This window comes from Pseudemcibacter sp., from assembly GCF_965661635.1.
Taxonomy (GTDB): Bacteria; Pseudomonadota; Alphaproteobacteria; order Sphingomonadales; family Emcibacteraceae; genus Pseudemcibacter.
On sequence record NZ_CBFIEP010000025.1, the window covers coordinates 1 to 21,529 of the forward strand.

Genomic DNA, 21,529 nt, shown 5'->3' on the forward strand with positions numbered 1-21,529 from the left:
ACCGTCTTCTCCGCGCTTCCAGTTCTATTTGATTTGTTAGAGTGTTTACGTGTCATCTTCGTTCCTTCGTCATTACGATGAAACAAAAACACTCTCTTATGCAATACCCTTAATTAGTCCAACTTGGTCTGACGGGATACAATTCCCAGAAAATTTCACCTTAGTCTAGCCAACACAACTTTTTTTTCAATTGGAAAATAGTGTGCTATGATTAAAATAAAAAATCATAATGGGTGGTCAATGCGGGATTTACATTTATTGGATTATGGGGCTATCGGGCTTTATTTTCTTATACTTTTTTTGGTCGGCGTCTTTACGATGCGCTCAAAAACAGAAAGCGGTGAAACGGAATCCTTCCTTGCCGCTGACCGTGATATGAACCTTTTCCAAACCACAAGCACGACGGCGGCCGGCGATCTCGGTGGTGGTTTTAGCATCGCCATGGGCGGCCTTGGATTTACACTTGGTTTTTCCGCTTCTTGGCTCATCGGCGTATCGGCGTTGAGTATCGTTTTGGTGTCTTTCTTAATGGTCCCTAAAGTAAAAAACTGGGCTGATAAAATGAAGGGATTAACCACAGGCGATTTATTTGAAACCCGCTATGACCGAAAGACAGGAACCGTTGCCGCAATTGTTATTGGCCTTGCATGGTCCGCATTTGTTGGTGGTCAAATCATGGCCGGCGGAAAATTATTACAAGCTACTATGAATTTTGATCTGACGATCGCTACCCTTGTTGTCGGTATTATTATCGTTGCCTATACGGCGATGGGGGGACTTAAAGCTGTGATCTATACCGATGTATTTCAAATGGTAATTTTAATGGTGGGTATCGTTTTTATTCTTGTCCCTATTGGCCTTATTAAAGTCGGTGGTTTTGGAAACATGATGGATACACTTGCCGCGAACCCTGATACTGCACCCATGCTTGATTGGACGGCGGCGGGCTGGAAACAAATTCTTGGTTGGTTTTTTGCCGTTATCCCAATTTGGTTTATTGCCATCGTTGGATTGCAGCGCATCGTTGCCGCACGTGATGTTAAAACGGCGCAGCGTGCTTTCTTCTTAACGGGCATTCCAATTGAATGGCCATTATTCGCGGTCGGCAGCACGATGGTCGGAATGTTTGCCCGTATTTTAATGCCCGAACTTGCCGATCCTGAACTCGCTACACCTTATATGATTATGACGTTACTGCCTGTTGGGTTAGGTGGACTTGTCATTGCAGCCTATATCGCAACCGTTATGTCCACCGCTGATAGCTGCTTAATCGGCCCGGTCGCCATTTTCACAAATGATATCTATAAAAAATTACTAAACCCAAATGCCAGCGACGCGCAATTGATCAAAGTGGCACGAATTTCTACCATTATTTTAGGGGCCTTTACAATTGCTTGCGCATTTCTTGTTCCAAACATTCTTGATTTGATACTCTATGCTTATACCTTCGGGGCGGCGGGGATATTCTTTCCAATGCTTGGGTTACTTTTTTGGAAACGGGCCACAGCAACCGGCGCTTTCTGGAGCATCATCTTCGGTGGTTCATCTGCTGTGATCTGGACTGTTATGGGTGAACCTATGGGCTTTACTTCATCATATTTAGGATGGGCTATATCGCTACCGACACTTGTGATTATTTCACTCATGACAAAACACAGCGAAGAAGAAGACTTAGAAACTTTTTACTGATTAATGACTTTTGGCATAGCCAGAAATTCCGCATATCATATTATCAAAACAATTCATCGGCACAACCTAAGGAAAACACATGTTAAAATTATTATTACTCTCGATCTCTTTATCATTTACTTTCTTAAGTTCCGCGATGGCTGGCCCATTTGATGACATAAAAACCTATAATCGAGATGACTATAGTCGCGAGATCACGCAATGTGATGTTCTCGCCTCACATTTTAATGATCCTGAACGAATTACAGATGGCGTCACACAAGATGACATGGATAAACCCGCCGCAATTAAGGCATGTTTAGAAGCGGTTGCAAACGATCCTGAAAACCCCAGATTAAATTACCAATTGGCAAGTGCCTATGCCTATTCCGGTCTTCATGAAGAAAGCGATCCTTACAGAATAAAAGCATTGAATGCAGGATATCCACAATCATTATTCGTAATCGGTTACATTCGACTAGAAGGATGGGATGGCCGTGGTTCAGATGCTGTATCCCGTCAGACCAAGTTGGACTAATTAAGGGTAAGGTTTTCTTCTGTTTTCATAATTTCATTAGCATTCATTTAGTGGTTTTGTACATTAAATAAATAACCAGTCATTTATTTAATTCCAAGATTTATTTTATCTTGCCTCGCGATATAAACTTGATAGATTTAAAGGGTCACGCACTTTAAGCTATAAAATATGGGCCTATACAATGCCATTATCACGCATTTTTACCGTCATTCTCTTCTCCATCACTTTATGTGCCTGCTCAAACGAAGAAGGCATAAAGAATAAAAACGATCCCCAATTAGATTTGAAGTCTGAATTAACTGACCTTGTTGAATTGGATGGAGCATCCCCTATTGAAATATCTGGTGTTCAAATGATTTTAATTAAAAACGGCGAGATTGCCTTTGAACATGCTGCAGGCGCGGCGCGAAGATTAGAAAATGTGGCAATCCCTTTAACCAACGACCATAAAGTAAGAATTGCCTCGATATCTAAATTTGTTCTTACAGCTGCATTTATGACTTTAGTTGAAGAAGGTAAAGTAGACTTAGATGCTGATGTTTCAGATTACTTAGGCTTCACATTAAGAAATCCAAATTTCCCAGACAAAATAATTACAACTAGACAAGTTGTCTCTCACACTTCTTCCATTCGTGATGGTGCCTATTATTTCATGGGATCATCCGAAAACTTCCAGGACTTTTTTATTCCAGGAGGCAATAGCGACCGAAGTGCCCAACATTATGACAATGGAAATCATTTCGCCAACGGAGCCAATCAAGGACCAGGTGGTTATTTCACATATTCAAATTTAAATTTCGGAATTTTATCAGGTATCGCTGAAAAAGTTTCCGGTCAACGCATGGATACCTTCGTTAAAGAAAGGCTGCTTGATAAACTCGGACTTTCATCAAGCTTTAGTGTGTGTACTTTATACCCAAATAATTTTGAAAGCCTTGCCACACTTTATCGTCGTGGTGATGGCGGCGAAACTTGGGATACAGATGGCCCATGGGTTGAGCAAGTAGATGGTGACGCTATTCGTTGCTACTATGAAAGTGAAAGCTATTCCCGCGGTGAAACTCCGGATTTATTACCTTTAGACAATTATAAGTTAGGCCAAAACCCTACCCTATTCTCGCCGCAAGGCGGTCTTCGTGCATCATCACGTGATTTGGCCGTAATCATGCAGATGCTTTTAAATGCAGGGATGCATAACGGAGAACAGGTTTTAACTACATCATCAATTTCCGAAATGATGAAAACAGTATGGCAATATGACTCTAACCTTAATAACGGGCATACCGGCGGTGAATCCGTCGAAGGTGACAAAACGGCAGAAGGCATGATGACGGCATATGGTTTATCCACGCATATCGTTGATTTAAAAGATTGGGGACTATCCACAGAAAGCAGAATTTTATACGGGCATCTAGGTTCCGCCTATGGATTACAAGGCCAATTTTGGGTTGACCCCGTCAAAAAAGATGGGATCATAACCTTTATAACGGGTGTAGGCGATGATCCGGGCAAAGCAAAAGCAACCATTCCACTTTATGCAATTGAAGAAGTTCTGCTTAAACTTAGTTTAAAAGGTTTAGATACCTTATAAAAACAATAAGCCTTTACTGTTTTTCTGCTTCAAAAACTTCATCGATAGGGATTTGAATGCCGTTTGCAATATGATTAGTTCTAGCAGCTAATGAAACAATTTTAATCAATTCAGCATGTTGATCATCCGTCATGCCTTTTGCTTTTGCCATTGCCGTATGCGAATGAACACAATATGTGCAGCTGTTTGCAATAGAAACGGCGATATAAATCATTTCCTTAGTCACAGGATCAATTAAAGAAGGTTCAGCCATAACTCTTTTGACATCAGCCCATGTGCGTTCCAAAAGGTCTTCATCAAGCGCTATATATTGCCACATGTTATTGATAAAATCAGAATTTCTTGTTTCTCTAATATCATCAAAAACCGCCTTAACTCTTGGGTTTTCCTCAAGGTTGTCAATTGGTTTGATCGTCGCCATTTCTATTCTCTTTCATATAATTCATCTGATACTTCATAATTTTGTAATCATTTTTACTTATTTATTATAATTTAGCATAGCAAAATCGATAAAAGGCTCCATCAATTATAGCCTTTTGATTACAATTAAATTATAAAGAATTAGAATTCAAATATTTATGGTATGCTAATTAATGGGCACGTTTTCACTATTCTTAATCTTGATATTATTAATGATTATCTTTTTTGTGTTAGGCAAAAATAAATCATTATTAATGGTCAAAGGTAATATAAGAAATCTACATTCTCGTCCCGTTCATTATGGCTATTCGGTAGGAATAAACAGTTTTATACCGGGCTTTTGCATTCTTGCTATTTGGATGTTAAGCGAAGGGTATATTATTGATAAGCTTCTTATTTCTCATCTTGGTGAAAAATCTGCAAACTTAGCGTCTTTTGAACTTACTAACTTATTAAATTCAATAAAAGAATACTTTGAAAGTGCAAATCCTAACCCAGAACTCCTTAGACATGTAGAATATTACATCACAACATCCGAGCGGATCGCATGGACATTTTTCTTAAGTGCGATAGCTGCTTGCTGTTTTTCAGGGTTTCGCACTCTTAACAATATCAAACCCGACATCAATTCAAGAAATAATTTGGAATTTATAATTAAAATAGTTTTAGTTATTTTTTCTGTTATTGCCGTTATCACAACAATTGGCATTGTTTTTTCATTACTTTTTGAAAGCATCCGTTTCTTTGATCAAATTTCTATTACTGAATTTGTCTTTGGCACACAATGGAGCCCGCAAACCGCTATTCGCATCGATCAAGTCGGAAGCTCAGGGGCATTTGGCGCAGTCCCTTTATTCTTAGGTACAATGTTAATAACGGCGATAGCAATGTTTATAGCAGGTCCGATAGGTTTAATGTCTGCCATATATATGGCTGAATTTGCAAGTGACCGTATAAGAAATATTGCTAAGCCTCTTCTCGAAATCCTTGCCGGCATCCCTACAGTTGTTTATGGGTTTATAGCGGCACTCGTTGTAGCCCCGTTCATTCGCAATGTTGGTGAGGCAATCGGTCTTGAAATTGCATCAGAAAGTGCCCTTGCAGCAGGTATCGTGATGGCTGCTATGATTATTCCTCTAATATCTTCTCTTTCAGATGATGTCATAAGTGTTGTCCCTAAAAGCTTACGTGAAGGATCTTTAGGTCTTGGAGCAACCAAAACTGAAACAACAATAAAAGTTATCTTGCCTTCTGCTTTGCCCGGAATTGTTGGGGCACTATTACTAGCCACTTCACGCGCGATCGGTGAAACAATGATCGTGGTCATGGCAGCTGGCATGGCCGCAAATTTAACAATCAACCCACTTGAAGCCGTAACCACAGTTACGGTACAAATTGTTACATTACTTACAGGAGACCAAGAATTTGCCAGTGCAAAAACACTTTCTGCCTTTGCCTTAGGATTAGCGCTTTTTATTACAACTTTAGCGCTAAATGCTTTTGCGCTTTATATCGTAAGAAAATATAGGGAAGAATATGACTGATAATTCCTCTGATAATCTTTATATTTCGAAAGTTGACTGGAACTCTAAAGAGCAAAAAGATCGTTTAAAAAAACGATATCTTATAGAGCGTATTTTTAAAGGGTTTGCGATTGCATCACTTCTATCTGCTTTAGTGGCATTGTTCGTCGTCTTAGCAAGTGTATTTATAACAGGGGTTAGTGGTTTTAAAGAAACACGAATTACACTTGATATAAATATGGATGAACGCATTGTCGGTGATCTTTCATCAATGTCCGATGAAGAATTAAGGCGGCATATTCCGTCCATAAATGCTAACCAAATGATAATTAATGCGCTGCGAGAAAAATTTCCCAATGTAACCAGTAGACGTGAAATATTTGAGATGCTTCGACTATTTAGTGTTGGCGCACAGACAGAAATTCGTAACTCATTATTAAATGATCATAACTTAATAGGTGAAACCGTTACGATGAACCTAAAAGCATCTAGTGATGTAGACATGCTGATTAAAGGTAAAATTTCACGAGAAATAATAGAGGGTGACCGCAAAATTTCTGATCAACAATTACAATGGATTGATCAATTCATTCAGGAAGGCAAAATAATTCAAGGCTTTAATTGGTCATTCTTTACATCTGGTGACAGTAGAGAACCAGAACTCGCTGGCATCTGGAGCGCCACTGTTGGTTCATTGCTGACTTTACTAGTTACATTTGTGATATCTTTTCCTGTCGGAGTTGGTTCCGCTATTTACTTAGAAGAATTCGCACCAAGAAACCGCTTTACGGACCTAATTGAAATTAATATTAATAATTTAGCAGCTGTTCCCTCAATTATTTTTGGTCTTTTAGGACTGGCTATTTTTATTAATATTATGGAATTGCCTAGATCCGCTCCACTTGTCGGTGGATTAACGCTCGCGTTAATGACATTGCCTACCATCATTATTACGGCGCGTGCAGCAATAAAAGCCGTTCCGCCATCTATTAAAGAAGCAGCAATTGGTTTAGGTGCTTCAAAAATGCAAACTGTATTTCATCAGGTGTTACCCCTTAGTATGCCAGGTATAATGACAGGCTCTATTATTGGAATGGCACAGGCTCTTGGCGAAACAGCCCCATTATTGATGATTGGAATGGTAGCGTTTATTGTTGATACGCCCAGTAGCATAACCGAAGCCGCAACTGTCCTGCCCGTACAAGTCTTTTTATGGGCAGACAGCCCAGAACGAGGATTTCTTGAAAAAACGTCCGCAGCAATTATGGTATTGCTATTATTTCTTATCATAATGAATAGTTTGGCCATTTGGCTTAGACATAGATTTGAGAAAAAACAGTAAGCTTATGAATGTATTTAATGTAAATGATAACTTGGAAAACAAAATGACGGCCAATAGCCCTAAAATCTCTGCTAAAAAAGTTAATGTTTTTTATGGTGAAAATCATGCACTCAAAGACATCAGTCTTGATATTAATCCAAATCAGGTCACGGCACTAATTGGTCCTTCAGGATGTGGTAAATCAACTTTCTTACGTTGCTTGAACAGGATGAATGATACGATAGACATTTGCAGAGTAGAAGGAACAATCACGCTTGATAATCAAAATATAAATGATAAAGCTCTTGATGTTGTGCAACTTCGGGCTCGTGTCGGAATGGTATTTCAAAAACCAAACCCATTTCCAAAATCTGTTTATGATAATATTGCTTATGGCCCAAGACTACATGGCATTGCTAAGAATAAAAATGATTTAGACGACATCGTTCAATCAAGCTTAAAAAAGGCGGGTCTTTGGAATGAGGTACATGATAGACTAGATGAATCAGGAACGTCTTTGTCAGGTGGACAGCAACAAAGGCTTTGTATAGCAAGAACGATTGCAATTGAACCAGAGGTCATTTTAATGGATGAACCATGTTCTGCCCTTGACCCAATCGCCACCGCTATTATCGAAGAGCTTATAGAAGATTTAAAAACAAGGTATGCAATTGTAATTGTTACACATTCAATGCAGCAGGCCGCAAGAATATCACAAAAAACAGCATTTTTTCATTTAGGAAAACTAATGGAAATGGGCGACACGACGACCATCTTCACTAATCCTAGACATGAAAAAACAAAAGATTATATTACGGGTCGTTATGGTTAAAACCGAAGGAATTCATCATGCCTAATTCACATATTGTTAGCTCATTTGGCGAAGATATTAAGAATTTACGTCAAAAAATAGTTGAAATGGCGAAACTTGTTCAAGAACAGTTCAATAATGCAGAAAAAGCCTTGGTTGAAAGAGATCTTAAATTAGCGAGTAGCGTAAAAGATCGTGATGCAATTGTCGACCAAATAGAACAAGAAATAGAACAAAAAGCCATAGAATTGATTGCTACACGTTCTCCAATGGCAGACGATTTACGCGAAATAATATCCGCGATTAAAATCTGTAATGCACTCGAAAGAATTGGTGATTACGCCAAGAACTTATCAAAACGTGTTCCCGTCATTAATGAAGAGAAGCAATTTGTGGCTAACACCACCGTCATCAGTCAAATGATTTCCATAATCAACGATATGACGGAAGATGTAATTGATGCTTACAATACGAAGGACGCCGATAAAGCCATATCCGTATGGACACGCGACTTAGCCGTGGATAATTTATACGATAGTTTCTTCAGAGAGTTACTAACGCATATGATGGAAAACCCAAGATCAATCACAAGCGCTACTCATTTATTATTTATTGCAAAAAATGTTGAGCGTGCCGGTGATCATCTAACGAATATAGCAGAAATTATATATTATATTATAGAAGGCCGGACTATTGAAATGGTAAGACCTAAAGGTGACTTAAGCAACGAAACGTCATTCTAAACTTTATGAAACTAATAATATTGCAATCGGAAAAGCCATTACTGATAACAAGGTTTGAAGTGAAATAATAGTTGCCATCAATGGTGCATCTCCCCCCATTTGTTTTGCAAGCGCATAACCGGCTGATGAAGTTGGAGCAGTAGCAAAAATAACCGCAACGACTTTCATTTCATTAGATAAATTAAAATAAACAGCCAGCCAATAGACCGTTAGCGGGAAAATTACTAATTTCGCAATAGTTGTCAACACTGCATCAATAGAATGACCGCCCAATTGACCAAACCTTAAACCCGCACCAACGCATATTAATGCGAGCGTCAATGCCGCGCCACCAAGTGATCCGGTTAGCTCATGAATAATAGGTAGCCCCCCTAATCCCATCATATTAAAGAGCAGACCTAATAATATTGCAACAATAAAAGGGTTTCTTGAAATTTCTTTTAATAACAGAAGCTTGCTACTCTCATTACTCTTAAGCATATAAGTCATCATTATAACAGTGACTAAATTTGAAAAGGTTACGAGTAAAGCGACCGCAATCGTGCCAATCAACTCTCCTGTCTCACCTAAATATTGACTAGCAATAGCAAGCGCCACGAAAGAATTATGTCGACCACTGCCCTGTAATATAGAAGTCAAAGATGTTGCCTTTATTTTCAATACTTTCCCTATGAAAAACGAAAAACCGAAAGCCGCAACAAAACCGCCTATAATGGCATAGGAAAAATATTCAAACGAAAAGGCCCCTAAATCTATAACCGATGTTTTATTAAATAAAAGACTTGGAAATAATACCCAGTAAGAAAGTGAATTTACTTTGAACCAAATATGATCATCTTGAATAAGAGAAATTCGAAGAACCCTTCCCAATAAAATAATCAGGAAAATAGGAGCAATTAAAACCGCTAAATCAAGCATAACAAAAATACCCTAACCAAGGCGCTCACAAAGAATTTACTTAACAACCATTGCGTGATTGAAGGTCTTCAGTGCATAATTGCCATTAAATGAATGTATAGGGAAAAATGAATAATGGAAACACGTTTATTCATATCAATCATATTAATCATATGGTTTGCAGGTGCAAATGCTTTCGCAGATCAAAAAGGCCAATTTGAAATTGTCAGTAATTCTCAAGAAATTTTTGGTGATGAATTATCATCACTCTATAATGAAATAATTGCTAAAGATGAAAATATTGCGTTGGAAATACAGGTGCCAGAAAATTACAATTCTGAAAACCCTCCAGGCATAATGGTTTATGCAGGGTCACCAAATTTTGTGCGCCCCCCTGCAGGTTGGTTAAGCGTTATGAAAGACAAAAATCTTATATGGGCAGCTTCCACAAGATCAGATAATGCTTCATCTATTTTTCAAAAAACATTGCTCGCCATGGCTTCTGTACCTTTAATTCAAAAAGACTATAATATTGATAAAACAAGAATTTACATTACAGGCGAAGGCCGCTCCGCGAGTAGGACTGCTTTAGATCACCCAGAACTTTTTACAGGCGCAATACTGATGGGAAAGAGATTATGGGAAGATAATGCAAGAGAAAAAATAAAACGCTCTATGGATAACGGTTTTGTTTTTGTAACACGGGAAAGAAACGCTTTTCCACAAGGCACCCGAGAAGCTTATTATAGATTTAAGTCTGCCGGCGTTGATAAATTACAATTGTTTTTTATTCAAGGTGCACGCAGATATAATAGATTGCGCTTCTCAGAATCTATCGATTTTTTAGACGGATAGTTTCTACAGTCCTATCAATATAGGGTATGACTGTGACATCGTTTTTAAAATACAAAAATTTCGGCAACTTTATGTTTTATAGAATTATCCTCATCATATTTATATTAAGCACACCTCTTATTGGCTATGCGCAAGATGATCGTCTTAGAACAACAGGGAAATTTGAATTTAATACAACCAGTGCAGAGATTCTAGGCGAAGAGTATGCGATTAATTATGAAGAAGTACTGGCCCCGGATGAAAGCATTAAATGGACAGTGCATGTGCCTGAAAATTATGACCCAGCTTATCCCCCGGTCTAATAGTTCAAATCACTGAGAGGAACCTGGCCATATTACCTTTTGGATGGAATACAGCTTTAAAAGAAAAGAATTTAATTTGGATCTCTTTAAATAAAACAGGACGACTTACACCAAATAAAGAAATGCTACTTTCAGTATTATCAACGGCATTTATAGATATAAAATACCCAATAAACACAGATCGCATATATATATCCTCTATAATGGAAAGCTGTATATCAGCTAGCGCAGCGATGCAATTTTATCCAACAATTTTCAAGGGCGTCATTTATACGTCTTGTTTACCGATTAATTGGAAAAATGATATTCCTAATACGATCGAAGAAATGAAAAATAACAGATATGTTTTTATATCTGGTAGTGATAATAATTTGGAAAGAGAAATGAGGAGAATGGTCAGAAAATATGAAAATTCCGGCTTAGAGAAAATTCAGTATATGAACATACCTCAACTTGCTTACGGTAAAAACTTAAACCGACGAAGACTTATCGAGTTTATAGAATTTCTTGATACGCGCGACTAAAGTCATTTATATAAATATTTCAAAAATTTAGGTTTTTTACGTGCTTGACTAGCCTGTTCATATGCATATGCAGCTTCAATTAATAGCGCTTCGCTATATTCTCGCCCTACAAATGATAACGAGACTGGAAGAACATGAATGTATCCCATCGGAACTGTTATCGACGGATATCCGCTAACAGCAGCATAGGAGGATGTTCCCCCTCCGCTTGGATGGTCACCATTAATAAGATCTTGACTATTCGCAGGGTTCCGCGATGGCATCACAATTAAATTAAGGTCATGCTTATCCATCAATTCATCTATAAGCTTTTGCATCGCATTTTTACTATTCGACAATGCATCTAAATAGTCTTTATCAGTTATCGGCCCCTTCTCTTCTGAACGGATAAAAGTTTCTTGCTTAAAGTAAGGCATTTCAGTGGATTGGTTTTCTATATTAAAAGCAATTAAATCAGCGAGCGTTTTTGTTTTCACTGTCCCAGGCGTATTTTCTAAATAAGCATTCAAATAATGCTTAAATTCGTAACGAAGGACAATTCCTTCTGCTTCCCCAATCCCGTCACGGTCACCAAATTCAATGTTGTCAACAATTACCGCTCCACTTGCTTTCATAATATTGATGCTATCATCAAAAATCTTTGGTAAATCGTCATGCATCCGAAATGGGGTTCTAATGACACCGATCCTTTTTCCCTTTAAGCCACCTTTATTTAAATAGTTTTCATATTTAATTTTTATCTGCGGTTGTTTTAATGTGACAGGGTCCTCAGGGTTTTTCGTAACCATTGTTGTAAGCAGATAAGCTGCATCAGCAACACTTCTGGTCATTGGTCCTGCAGTATCTTGAGCAGCCGCTATGGGAATAATCCCTGTTCTACTAACAAGTCCTACGGTCGGCTTAATGCCAACTACGCCATTATAAGCGGCGGGACAAACTATTGAGCCGTCCGTTTCCGTTCCTATCGTCAATGTTGCTAAATTTGCTGCGGCTGCGACACCGGATCCGGAACTTGATCCACATGTATTTGCGGTTAGTAAATATGGGTTTCTTGTTTGCCCTCCCATACCACTCCAACCACTTGAACTATTAGTCGACCTAAAATTCGCCCATTCACTTAAATTTGTTTTTCCTAAAATGATCGCACCCGCTTCTCGCAAACTTGACGCTAACGGTGAATCTTCTTTTGCATAGTTCTCTTTTAACGCCAACGAGCCCGCCGTCGTCGGCATATTATCCTTTGTATCAATATTATCTTTTAGAAGCACAGGAATACCATGCAAAGGCCCCCTAACGTTGCCATTTTTACGCTCTCTGTCAAGTGCCGCCGCCGTTTCCAACGCATCAGGGTTTATAGATATAACCGCATTAAGGTGTGGGCCATTTTTATTCAGCTTTTCTATTCTTTCCAAGTAAAGCTCTACCACCTTTACGGATGTATACTCACCACTTTGAAAGGCATTATTAAGTTCCAAAACGGTAATTTCATCAAGCTCAAAATCGGCAATTTGTGCGGTAGCTAATTGTGAACAGAATAATAATGATAAAAATACAATTTTAACTCCCTTAATCATTATTTTTTCTCCTTAAAATAATCCTTTAACCCTTTATCGTAAGGTCTTGTTATTATGGTATTTTCTGTAATTATACCTGTCACTAATTCATTGGGCGTTACATCAAAAGCTGGACTTCTGGTTTTAGTATTTTTTGCTGCGACTGGGTTCCCTAAAATGGTCGTGATTTCATCACCGCTACGCTCTTCTATTGGAATGTCTTTACCGCTCGGTGTATTCATATCAATTGTCGATGACGGACACGCAACATAAAATGGGATATCAAAATATTTTGCGAGAATAGCAACCCCAAGCGTTCCAATTTTATTGGCAACATCGCCATTTGCAGCGACCCTATCTGTTCCGACAATAACCAAATCAATTTCGCCTGATGCCATCATATGCGCAGCCATACTATCTGTAATCAATGTCACATCAATTCCTGCTTTATCCAATTCCCATGATGTTAATCGTGTGCCCTGAAATAGTGGCCTGGTTTCATTAGCATAAACTTTAAACTTTATCCCATCATGATGCGCTAGATACATCGGCGCCGTCGCCGTCCCAAGGATAGAGGTCGCGAGCGACCCTGCATTACAATGAGTCATGACGCCCATATTTTCTTTTATCAAATCGCTTCCCATTTTAGCGAGACCATAGCTGATTTGCCGATCTTCCTCATGAATTGCTTCCGCTTCCACTATTAATTTCTTATATAATTCAGAAGCACTTACGACTTTCATTTCCATGATTGCACCAACCATACGCTTCATCGCCCAATTTAAATTAACAGCTGTGGGCCGCGAACTATCAAGATAGCGTGCTACATTAATTGTTTTTTGAATAAATTCATCCGGTGATAAATCTTTATATTTTTTAAGCTCTACACATAAGCCATAAGCGGCAGCGACCCCGATGGCTGGTGCCCCTCTCACTTTTAATTGCTGTATTGTGTGCCAAACTTGCTCCGCATTATCATGTTTTTCTATTATGACATCATGAGGAAGTCTTGTTTGATCCAAAATAAAAAGCCCCTCTTCTTTCCATTCCACGGAAAGGGGTAAGTCGCTAGCAATAAGATTTACAGGAGGCAAAATAATTTTCCTTATGATTGAACAGTTTATATCTTTTCATAATCTAATATGTTCTTTAGTATAAAGGCAAATAATGCTTTCAAAAAATGGGCGAATAAGTATGTGCGGTATCGCAGGGATCATTAATTTTTCCGGTCAAACTCCATCGGAAGATTTATTAAAACTAATGACTGATGTTATTGAACATCGAGGGCCCGATGGCTCTGCGGCTTATATTTCAGTTGGCATCGCGTTCGGCCATCGCCGATTATCAATCATCGACCTTGCAGGTGGTCATCAACCTATGACCACATCTGATGACCGCGTCACAATTACTTATAATGGTGAAATATATAATTTTCCTGAGTTACGAGAAGAATTAAAAGCACTAGGTTATCAATTTAAAACAAGCAGTGATACCGAAGTTATACTTCAAGCATATCATGCCTGGGGACCAAAAAGTGTCGAACGAATTCGCGGCATGTTTGCCTATGCTATCCACGATAAACAAAATAATGAAGTGTTCATCGCCCGAGACAGGCTGGGTATAAAACCTTTATTTTACGCGCAATTATCCGGTGATACTTTTGTATTTGGCTCTGAGCTAAAATCTTTAAAACTACATCCAAATTTTAATTCAAGTCTCAGAACAGAAAGTACGGAAGAGTATTTCGCCTTAGGGTATGTTCCTGAGCCCCATACTATTTATAAAAACGTCATGAAACTAGAACCGGGTCATACGCTACTTATAAATACCATGACAGGCAGAATTGAGAATAATCAATATTGGAATATTGAATTTAATTCTGATTATAAAGGGTCATTCAATGATGCGTCGAGAGAATTAGATGCCCGTGTTGAAGAAGCCGTGCGCATTAGAATGCGGGCTGATGTTCCGCTTGGTGCATTTTTATCAGGCGGGGTTGATTCAAGCGCCGTCGTTGCCAATATGGCAAAAAATAGCGCTGATCCGGTCAATACTTGTTCAATCGGTTTTAAACAGGCGGATTTTGACGAATCTGATTATGCTGATCAAATTGCTGAACAATATAAAACATCCCATAAATCAAAATTTGTTGATCCAAACGATTTCTCCTTAGTTGACAAATTGATGGATTATTATGATGAACCTTATGCTGATAGCTCAGCATTGCCAACTTTCCGCGTTTGCGAACTTGCCCGCGAAAATGTTACCGTTGCCCTTTTCGGTGATGGCGGGGACGAACATTTAGCGGGTTATCGTCGTTATAAATTACAAATGTTCGAGCAAAACTTAAGATCCAAAATACCTTCCGCCATTCGAAAACCAATTTTTGGCACTTTAGGGTCAATCTATCCTAAAGCAGACTGGGCACCTCGTATTTTCAGAGCAAAAACCACATTCCAAGGAATAGCAAGATCACATGTTGAAAGTTACTTTCATGGTGTTTCAATCTTAAAACCGGAAATGAGACAAAAGCTCTATAGCCCTAAAATGAAAAGTGATCTTCAGGATTACACTGCCCTTGAAGTTTTTAATAAGCATGCGTCTGAAACCGATACGGATGACCCGCTTTCAATGATCCAATATTTAGATATCAAAACATACCTAGCCGGCGACATCTTAACAAAAGTTGACAGAGCCTCTATGGCATATTCACTTGAAGTACGTGTTCCATTACTCGATCATGAACTTGTCGGTTGGATAGCGACTTTACCTTCTTCATTTAAATTAAATAACGGTGAAGGAAAATATATATTCAAAAAATCGCTTGAGAAAGATTTGCCCCACGACATTCTGTACCGTCCTAAAATGGGCTTCCGTGTTCCGCTAAAAAGCTGGTTTAGAAATGAATTAAAAGAAAAAATAAAAAGCGCAGTCTTAAGTGAAAGAATGCTTGATAGTGGCTATTTTGATCAAGGATACTTAACAACCTTAATTAACGAGCACCAATCAGGCTTAAGAGATCATAGCGCACCTCTTTGGACATTGATGATGTATGATCAGTTTTTGGCAAGGCACGCTTAAAAATGGACGTTCTGACGATAACCACCCTTTATCCAAATGAACTTGAACCCCGCCACGGTATTTTTATTAAAAATCGATTGAATGCTTTGGACGAGTTAGAAAATTTTAATCGCAAAGTCATTGCGCCCGTCCCACATTGCCCACCTTTAAGGAAGGTTTTCAAAAAATACCAAAAGTATGAAGCACTTCCTGAATATGAAAACCAGGAAGGTATTGATGTTTATCACCCTAAGTTTATCACTTTTCCTGGTGGATATTTTATTGATAATGCAACATCTATGGCCAAGGCAGCAGAAGAAATTATCGAGCAAATATATGACACCGATAATTCCTTTGATTTTGTAGATGGTCAGTTTCTATATCCTGATGGTGTAGCGGCATCTATTGTAGCGAAAGCCCATAAAAAACCGCTTATACTGACGGCACGAGGCAGCGACGTTAATTACTGGATGGATGATAAGAAAGCCCGTGAAAAAATTCTTGATGCCATTGACTATGCCGAGAAGGTTATTTGCGTTAGCCGTGCACTTAAAGAAGCATTACTTAGTTATGGTGTAGAAGAAAAAAAATTGGTAGTGATCTATAATGGTGTTGATCCGGAATGCTTTAATACCAAGGCTCCGATTAATCCTTTAAGAGAAGAATACTATCTTACTGTCGGCAATCTCGTTCCCTTAAAAGGCCATCATATTACATTAAATACATTCTTTGAAATGCCTAAGCAGCGTTTGATAATAGTCGGCAATGGCGAGCAAAGATCCGATTTGAAAAAACAAGCTAAAGATTTGGGTATTCAAGGACGAGTGCAAATGATCAAACATTTAGATCAGAAAAAATTAGCCGAATTTTATGCCGGCGCAACAGCAACAATACTAATGTCTTCTATGGAAGGAATGCCGAATGTTGTTCTAGAAAGCCTTGCGGTCGGAACGCCAGTCGTTGCAACAAACGTTGGTGGTATCCCAGAAGTGATTAATGAACATAATGGTCTTCTTCTGAAAGAAAGAGACGAATATAATCTTTTAAATGCGTTGGAAAAAGTAAAAGAAACCAATTGGAACCGCGAAGAAATTGCAAAAACAGTGAAAGAGTTTCGTTGGCATAATGTCGCCAAAAAACAATTTGCAATTTATCAAGAAGCAATTTCGTAAAATATATTCATTTTTGAAATTAAATGGTCGGGGAGACAGGATTTGAACCTGCGACCCCCTGTACACAAAACAGTTGCGCTACCAGGCTGCGCCACTCCCCGACCGAAGAAACAATTTGAAAACAAATTGTGGTTGGGTTAATACGCGATGCAACGAGTTGGTGCAAGAGTTATTTTCGTAAAAATCACTATTTTTTCATATTTCCAAATGTTGGATAGATGATCTCATCTCCAACGGCAATATTCAACTTATCTGTAAGCCCGCCATTAAGCTCTAGTACGGCTTTGGCTTCACCACCGGAACGTATTAATGATAGTGATCGAGGCTGTTGTGATTTCGCAATCCGAATGATTTTACCATCATCATCAATAAAAAGAATATCAAGTGGAATAAAGGTATTTTTCATCCACATACTGATGCGTTTTTTCTCTTCATAAATGAATAACATTCCATTCATTTCAGGAAGGTTTGTGCGAAACATTAGACCATACTGACGATGGCTATCATCTAATGCTAACTCTATATCAAAATCATAACTGGTGTCTTGGGTTTTAACCGTTAGTTCGCCCGTAGGGAATTTTTCTTGTGAATGAGAATTTTGCGAAAAGAGAATAAAGAACGCGGTAAATAAATTTATAACAATAATTTTTTGCATTCTTGACGCAAAGACAGTTGAACTCATATTTCTTTCCTTTCTTATGATGACCTATTCAATCATCAGAAGACATAATGACAGGAAAGAATGGCAATTTAAAGGCCAAACTTGTGTATTTAAATAAAGCTGAAATGTAAGTCAGAAATTATGTTTCTTTTCTGATAGCGTTTACCATCAATCCACGTTCACCATCACCAACAACAACTGAAAGTGTTTCACCAGGTGTAAGTTGATCCATGTTATAGTGACGTAATACTTCCATATGTACAAAGATATCTTGTCCGCCATCACCACGATTTACAAAGCCATACCCACGAACTTTGTTAAACCATTTCACGGTTACATCAACATAATCCTCGTCAGAATAATCACTTTCATCGATATTGAAATTGCTTTCCGTTTCTGGCTTTTCAACTGCAGTCGAGAGATCAAAACTAAGAATTTTAACCGCTTGTCTACCTTTTGGTCTGTTTGCAGATAAACAAACTACTTTTGCACCTTCTGGAAGGGAACCACGTTCATGTTCTTTAAGAATTGAGAAGTGAACTAGAATATCACCTTTATCACGATTCTCTTGATCATCAGCTTCAATAAAGCCATACCCTTTTACGTCATCAAACCACTTGATTTTACCAACAATCTCATCAAAGTGTTCTGATGTCGAAGCACCCCCTTGGTCTTCAGTAACATTTGCTGACCCCACTTTTAGTTCTTCCGAACTATCAGTCGTCACATCTTTAATTGCGCTGCTACTCATCTTCTTATACTTCCCATAAAATAACTATTTAATTACTTAAAGCTTTTATTTTCAACACCTTGAGATAACCTCTGCAACCTAAACGAGGTTATTAAAAAACAAAAACTTGCTCTAAATCGCTATCATATTCTCTAATTTTTTAAAAAATTAACATATTGAACTTTAGTTCCCGCCACATGTTTTAAAAGTTTATTAAAAAAAAGCCATCAAATCAAGAGATTACTAATATAAAAACTATTGTATTAATAAATTTATTAATAAAAGGTTAATTTTAGTACACACCTCATTATGGGCATTAACAAAAAAAAGGACTGCGAAAAAGCAGTCCTTTTCAACTTAAGATTGTTTAAAAATGGTTACTTATTTATCTTTGCAGAATAATCTTCAACCATTTCTTTGACTTCTTTACGCATCATAAACATACATATCACATTGGGTATGGTCATTAACGCTACGGTAATTAAGGCAATAGTCCAAATGATAGCCGTATCAGAAATAGCCGCTACGAAGAAACCAATCACATACACGCAGCGGTATGGCATTACGGCCTTAGCACCCAATAAATAGGTTATTGCGCGGTCTCCATAATATGACCAGGCAACAGCCGTAGAAAAGGCAAATAATGTGAGTGATATAGCGACAATGTATTTTCCATTTTCACCAAGGAAGCTTTTTGTAAATGCCATGCTCGTAAGCGTCGCTGAATGCACTAAGGACTTCCCGTTTACGACAACGCTGCCATCTTCAAGATTACCATTAGATACTGCAAGCTTTCCAGTAATTGGTATTAACTCACCACTGTCATTTTCTTTTGAGAAAACGACGTCTTCTGCAAAGGAACGAGCATTAATAATTGTCGCTCCGCCAGAAACCATTTTACCACCAATAACTTCAATCTCACCGGTTAACTTTTCAACGGTTGATCCTGGCAGTCCATTTAAATGTTCAAAAAGTTCGGTTTTCTGTGCTGCATTATCTTCTGAATATTCTCCGGCTATAATGCTGAAATCAGCCGCCTGGAATGTATTTTCATATTTTTCCGTCCAAGCACCTGAGGAAAGAATAACCAATCCTGTAAGTGTACAAATCATAATCGTATCAATGAACGGCTCTAGTAACGAAACCATACCTTCAGATACTGGCTCTTCTGTAATCGCGGAAGCATGCGCAATAGCTGAAGACCCCTGCCCAGCTTCATTGGAGAAAAGACCACGTGCCACGCCAATACTAAAGGCCTGTGCAAACACCCCACCAATAAAGCCACCTACGGCTGCCGTCCCTGTAAACGCATCAGCAAAGATTGATACGAAAGATGGAATAACCTGATCGTAATTGGTTATGATCACACAAAATGATCCAATCAAATATAATACCGCCATCGAAGGAACAACACGCGAAGCAAAGCTTGCGATACGTGTTATTCCGCCAATAATAACAAATGCGAGCAAAGCGGAAAGGACAAGGCCACTGATCCACATTTCAATACCAAAGGTACTGTTCATGACCTGCGCAATATTATTGACCTGAGGCATACTACCTGAACCAAACGAACTTAAGACAACCGCCGCTGCAAACACAATAGCGAGAGGTTTCCAACCAAGTCCTCGGTCCATCACATACATTGGGCCACCCGCAACAGTGCCATCATCAGTCGTAATCCTGTATTTATGAGAAAGGGATACTTCAACAAATTTTGTCGTCATCCCCATCGCTGCCGTCATCAGCATCCAGAAAATGGCCGCTGGTCCCCCTAAGTAAATAGCAAGAGCAACGCCCCCCATATTCCCGGTACCAATGGTTCCAGAAAGCGCCATCGACATCGCTTGAAAATGTGATGTTTCCCCGCCAGCTTTACTTTTCTCTTCGGGGTCAAACAGCACGCTCCAAGCATGCTTAAAAAATCTAATCTGTGGGAATTTTAAATATATGGTAAAGAATAAACCTATACCCAACAAGTAATATGGAAACCACGGAGAACTACCCAGATATCCATCAATGAATATCAAAAAATCATTTATTGCTAACATTTAATCCCTCTATTTTAATAACAATTGGTACTGTCAATTTATGACTTATATATTTATTTGAAGGGTAAACTTTATAGAGATTCTGCCCCAAGGTATAGGATTTAATATATTTTTTTAAGCTAACTGGAAATATTCCGGTAAATGTATTTTTTAAGACTTAAGAATAGATTTTTTCCAAAACATAAAAAAACCCGGCCATAAAGACCGGGTTTTAATAAAATATTTTTATCCAATCCTAGTTTACAGGAGCTGTAAACCAATCAAAGAATATATAGAACAGGATACTTGAAAGGACCAATGTTAAGAACATAATTGGCAGACCTTTTCTCATCCATAATCCAGGCGTAATTGCCATTTTTGGATTTCCTGTTTCACGTGCAAGACGTTCGGAAATTGTAACAATATAAACGTTGGCTGTTGAACCAATGTGTGTACCGTTACCACCCATACCAACACCGATAGCAAGTGACCACCAAAGCGGTGACACGTTAATACCTTGTGTTTCAAGACCAAGAATAATTGGAATCATTGCCGCAGTGAACGGAATATTATCAATCGCTGCAGAAAGAATAGCAGCTACCCACATAAGAAGTACTGATGCAAGCAACAAGTCTTCCCGAACCAACGGAAGAATTTGTGTACCAATAAATTCGAGGAATTTACTGTGCTCAACACCACCAATTAGAATGAAGAGTGAGATAAAGAAGAGAAGAAGTGATATCTCAACTTGCTCTAATGACTCATCCACTTCAATGTGACGGCTAGCAAAGAATAATAGTGTTAGACCAAGTGCTGATACTTCCCAAGGTTCCATATGAAGGGCACCATGAGCCATAAATAACACAGTCATTAGACCGAGAATTGCAACCGCTGAATACCAAACTTTTTTGTTAGTAATCGGAATTTCTTCAATATCTTGCCAGTCTTTTGGCTTCTCAGCGAGTTCTTCTTTGAATAGATATTTAAGCGCAACAAGCACCGCAACCCAAGCAACAAGAACCGGAGGACCCATATGAATAAGGAAAGTATTAAATGAGATATTCGCAGCAGAACCAATCATTAGGTTCGGTGGATCACCTACAAGTGTTGCAACACCACCAGTATCAGATAGA

At 38.5% G+C, this 21,529-nt stretch carries 20 protein-coding genes and 1 tRNA gene; 12 read left to right on the forward strand and 9 right to left on the reverse strand.

Going from position 1 to position 21,529, the window contains the following annotated elements:
- The first annotated feature begins 207 nt into the window (after window positions 1-207).
- From ACTF6W_RS01660 to ACTF6W_RS01670, 3 genes are all read left to right on the forward strand, one after another.
- Entirely contained in the window at window positions 208-1,689 is a 1,482-nt protein-coding gene (locus ACTF6W_RS01660; protein ID WP_438992800.1) for a sodium:solute symporter family protein, read from the forward strand.
- Between the two features lie 79 nt (window positions 1,690-1,768).
- Window positions 1,769-2,206, forward strand: a complete 438-nt coding sequence (locus ACTF6W_RS01665) for a tetratricopeptide repeat protein (protein WP_438992801.1) — start codon at window positions 1,769-1,771, stop codon at window positions 2,204-2,206.
- 181 nt (window positions 2,207-2,387) lie between these two features.
- Window positions 2,388-3,797, forward strand: a complete 1,410-nt coding sequence (locus ACTF6W_RS01670; RefSeq protein ID WP_438992802.1) for a serine hydrolase domain-containing protein — start codon at window positions 2,388-2,390, stop codon at window positions 3,795-3,797.
- 13 nt (window positions 3,798-3,810) lie between these two features.
- On the opposite strand, the gene ACTF6W_RS01675 is transcribed toward ACTF6W_RS01670, so the two are convergent.
- Entirely contained in the window at window positions 3,811-4,218 is a 408-nt protein-coding gene (locus ACTF6W_RS01675; RefSeq protein ID WP_438992803.1) for a carboxymuconolactone decarboxylase family protein, read from the reverse strand.
- 172 nt (window positions 4,219-4,390) lie between these two features.
- On the opposite strand from ACTF6W_RS01675, the gene pstC reads away from it, so the two are divergent.
- Genes pstC through phoU form a run of 4 tightly spaced genes read left to right on the forward strand, consistent with a single transcriptional unit; the run spans window position 4,391 to window position 8,615 of the window.
- Entirely contained in the window at window positions 4,391-5,761 is a 1,371-nt protein-coding gene (pstC, locus tag ACTF6W_RS01680; protein ID WP_438992804.1) for a phosphate ABC transporter permease subunit PstC, read from the forward strand.
- Window positions 5,754-7,082 (forward strand): phosphate ABC transporter permease PstA, encoded by a 1,329-nt coding sequence (gene pstA / locus ACTF6W_RS01685; protein ID WP_438992805.1) that lies wholly within the window; start codon window positions 5,754-5,756, stop codon window positions 7,080-7,082. Before pstC ends, pstA begins: the two co-directional genes overlap by 8 nt.
- Before the next feature lie 4 nt (window positions 7,083-7,086).
- Window positions 7,087-7,893: a phosphate ABC transporter ATP-binding protein PstB gene (gene pstB / locus ACTF6W_RS01690; protein ID WP_438992806.1), complete on the forward strand. Its 807-nt coding sequence runs from the start codon at window positions 7,087-7,089 to the stop codon at window positions 7,891-7,893.
- A 17-nt stretch (window positions 7,894-7,910) separates the two neighbouring features.
- Window positions 7,911-8,615 carry a phosphate signaling complex protein PhoU gene (gene phoU, locus ACTF6W_RS01695; protein WP_438992807.1) on the forward strand — a complete coding sequence of 235 codons (705 nt, stop codon included), beginning with the start codon at window positions 7,911-7,913 and terminating at the stop codon, window positions 8,613-8,615.
- Between the two features lie 3 nt (window positions 8,616-8,618).
- Here the strand turns inward: phoU and ACTF6W_RS01700 are convergent, their stop codons facing one another.
- Complete coding sequence (locus tag ACTF6W_RS01700) at window positions 8,619-9,533, reverse strand: AEC family transporter (protein ID WP_438992808.1); 915 nt, start codon at window positions 9,531-9,533, stop codon at window positions 8,619-8,621.
- 114 nt (window positions 9,534-9,647) lie between these two features.
- Here ACTF6W_RS01700 and ACTF6W_RS01705 point away from each other — a divergent pair, with 114 nt between their 5' ends.
- The 3 genes from ACTF6W_RS01705 to ACTF6W_RS01715 all read left to right on the forward strand — a co-directional run bounded on the left by ACTF6W_RS01705 (window position 9,648) and on the right by ACTF6W_RS01715 (window position 11,193).
- Window positions 9,648-10,367 carry a hypothetical protein gene (locus ACTF6W_RS01705; RefSeq protein ID WP_438992809.1) on the forward strand — a complete coding sequence of 240 codons (720 nt, stop codon included), beginning with the start codon at window positions 9,648-9,650 and terminating at the stop codon, window positions 10,365-10,367.
- A 71-nt stretch (window positions 10,368-10,438) separates the two neighbouring features.
- The gene (locus ACTF6W_RS01710; RefSeq protein ID WP_438992810.1) at window positions 10,439-10,669 is read left to right on the forward strand and encodes a hypothetical protein; all 231 of its coding nucleotides are present in this window, start codon (window positions 10,439-10,441) and stop codon (window positions 10,667-10,669) included.
- Between the two features lie 233 nt (window positions 10,670-10,902).
- The gene (locus ACTF6W_RS01715; RefSeq protein ID WP_438992811.1) at window positions 10,903-11,193 is read left to right on the forward strand and encodes a hypothetical protein; all 291 of its coding nucleotides are present in this window, start codon (window positions 10,903-10,905) and stop codon (window positions 11,191-11,193) included.
- Window positions 11,194-11,195: 2 nt separating this feature from the next.
- On the opposite strand, the gene ACTF6W_RS01720 is transcribed toward ACTF6W_RS01715, so the two are convergent.
- The gene (locus tag ACTF6W_RS01720; protein ID WP_438992812.1) at window positions 11,196-12,767 is read right to left on the reverse strand and encodes an amidase; all 1,572 of its coding nucleotides are present in this window, start codon (window positions 12,765-12,767) and stop codon (window positions 11,196-11,198) included.
- Window positions 12,767-13,840: an S-methyl-5-thioribose-1-phosphate isomerase gene (gene mtnA / locus ACTF6W_RS01725; RefSeq protein WP_438992813.1), complete on the reverse strand. Its 1,074-nt coding sequence runs from the start codon at window positions 13,838-13,840 to the stop codon at window positions 12,767-12,769. Before mtnA ends, ACTF6W_RS01720 begins: the two co-directional genes overlap by 1 nt.
- 100 nt (window positions 13,841-13,940) lie before the next feature.
- Between mtnA and ACTF6W_RS01730 the strand changes: the two genes are divergently transcribed.
- Together ACTF6W_RS01730 and ACTF6W_RS01735 are read left to right on the forward strand one after the other, a co-directional pair.
- Window positions 13,941-15,827: an XrtA/PEP-CTERM system amidotransferase gene (locus tag ACTF6W_RS01730; protein ID WP_438992819.1), complete on the forward strand. Its 1,887-nt coding sequence runs from the start codon at window positions 13,941-13,943 to the stop codon at window positions 15,825-15,827.
- A 2-nt stretch (window positions 15,828-15,829) separates the two neighbouring features.
- Window positions 15,830-16,978: a glycosyltransferase gene (locus ACTF6W_RS01735; RefSeq protein WP_438992814.1), complete on the forward strand. Its 1,149-nt coding sequence runs from the start codon at window positions 15,830-15,832 to the stop codon at window positions 16,976-16,978.
- Window positions 16,979-17,002: 24 nt separating this feature from the next.
- On the opposite strand, the gene ACTF6W_RS01740 is transcribed toward ACTF6W_RS01735, so the two are convergent.
- From ACTF6W_RS01740 to ACTF6W_RS01760, 5 genes are all read right to left on the reverse strand, one after another.
- Window positions 17,003-17,079: transfer RNA gene (locus ACTF6W_RS01740), tRNA-Thr, on the reverse strand.
- Window positions 17,080-17,165: 86 nt separating this feature from the next.
- Window positions 17,166-17,660, reverse strand: coding sequence for a DUF192 domain-containing protein (locus ACTF6W_RS01745; protein ID WP_438992815.1), 495 nt, complete (start codon window positions 17,658-17,660; stop codon window positions 17,166-17,168).
- A gap of 118 nt (window positions 17,661-17,778) precedes the next feature.
- A complete protein-coding gene (locus ACTF6W_RS01750; RefSeq protein WP_438992816.1) occupies window positions 17,779-18,390 on the reverse strand; it encodes a cold-shock protein in 612 nt (203 codons plus the stop codon).
- Between the two features lie 356 nt (window positions 18,391-18,746).
- Window positions 18,747-20,417, reverse strand: a complete 1,671-nt coding sequence (locus ACTF6W_RS01755; RefSeq protein ID WP_438992817.1) for an alanine/glycine:cation symporter family protein — start codon at window positions 20,415-20,417, stop codon at window positions 18,747-18,749.
- A 235-nt stretch (window positions 20,418-20,652) separates the two neighbouring features.
- The coding region (locus ACTF6W_RS01760) for an SLC13 family permease (protein ID WP_438992818.1) at window positions 20,653-21,529 on the reverse strand (877 nt) is incomplete at its 5' end.

Bases quoted from the DNA above. Each gene is read 5' to 3' on its own strand.
- pstA (WP_438992805.1), top strand. From the start codon at position 5,754: ATGACTGATAATTCCTCTGATAATCTTTATATTTCGAAAGTTGACTGG.
- ACTF6W_RS01715 (WP_438992811.1), top strand. From the start codon at position 10,903: ATGCAATTTTATCCAACAATTTTCAAGGGCGTCATTTATACGTCTTGT.
- ACTF6W_RS01675 (WP_438992803.1), bottom strand. From the start codon at position 4,218: ATGGCGACGATCAAACCAATTGACAACCTTGAGGAAAACCCAAGAGTT.
- ACTF6W_RS01705 (WP_438992809.1), top strand. From the start codon at position 9,648: ATGGAAACACGTTTATTCATATCAATCATATTAATCATATGGTTTGCA.
- ACTF6W_RS01710 (WP_438992810.1), top strand. From the start codon at position 10,439: ATGTTTTATAGAATTATCCTCATCATATTTATATTAAGCACACCTCTT.
- ACTF6W_RS01700 (WP_438992808.1), bottom strand. From the start codon at position 9,533: ATGCTTGATTTAGCGGTTTTAATTGCTCCTATTTTCCTGATTATTTTA.
- ACTF6W_RS01745 (WP_438992815.1), bottom strand. From the start codon at position 17,660: ATGAGTTCAACTGTCTTTGCGTCAAGAATGCAAAAAATTATTGTTATA.
- ACTF6W_RS01735 (WP_438992814.1), top strand. From the start codon at position 15,830: ATGGACGTTCTGACGATAACCACCCTTTATCCAAATGAACTTGAACCC.
- ACTF6W_RS01730 (WP_438992819.1), top strand. From the start codon at position 13,941: ATGTGCGGTATCGCAGGGATCATTAATTTTTCCGGTCAAACTCCATCG.
- ACTF6W_RS01720 (WP_438992812.1), bottom strand. From the start codon at position 12,767: ATGATTAAGGGAGTTAAAATTGTATTTTTATCATTATTATTCTGTTCA.
- ACTF6W_RS01670 (WP_438992802.1), top strand. From the start codon at position 2,388: ATGCCATTATCACGCATTTTTACCGTCATTCTCTTCTCCATCACTTTA.
- pstB (WP_438992806.1), top strand. From the start codon at position 7,087: ATGAATGTATTTAATGTAAATGATAACTTGGAAAACAAAATGACGGCC.
- ACTF6W_RS01660 (WP_438992800.1), top strand. From the start codon at position 208: ATGATTAAAATAAAAAATCATAATGGGTGGTCAATGCGGGATTTACAT.
- phoU (WP_438992807.1), top strand. From the start codon at position 7,911: ATGCCTAATTCACATATTGTTAGCTCATTTGGCGAAGATATTAAGAAT.
- ACTF6W_RS01665 (WP_438992801.1), top strand. From the start codon at position 1,769: ATGTTAAAATTATTATTACTCTCGATCTCTTTATCATTTACTTTCTTA.
- ACTF6W_RS01755 (WP_438992817.1), bottom strand. From the start codon at position 20,417: ATGTTAGCAATAAATGATTTTTTGATATTCATTGATGGATATCTGGGT.
- pstC (WP_438992804.1), top strand. From the start codon at position 4,391: ATGGGCACGTTTTCACTATTCTTAATCTTGATATTATTAATGATTATC.
- ACTF6W_RS01750 (WP_438992816.1), bottom strand. From the start codon at position 18,390: ATGAGTAGCAGCGCAATTAAAGATGTGACGACTGATAGTTCGGAAGAA.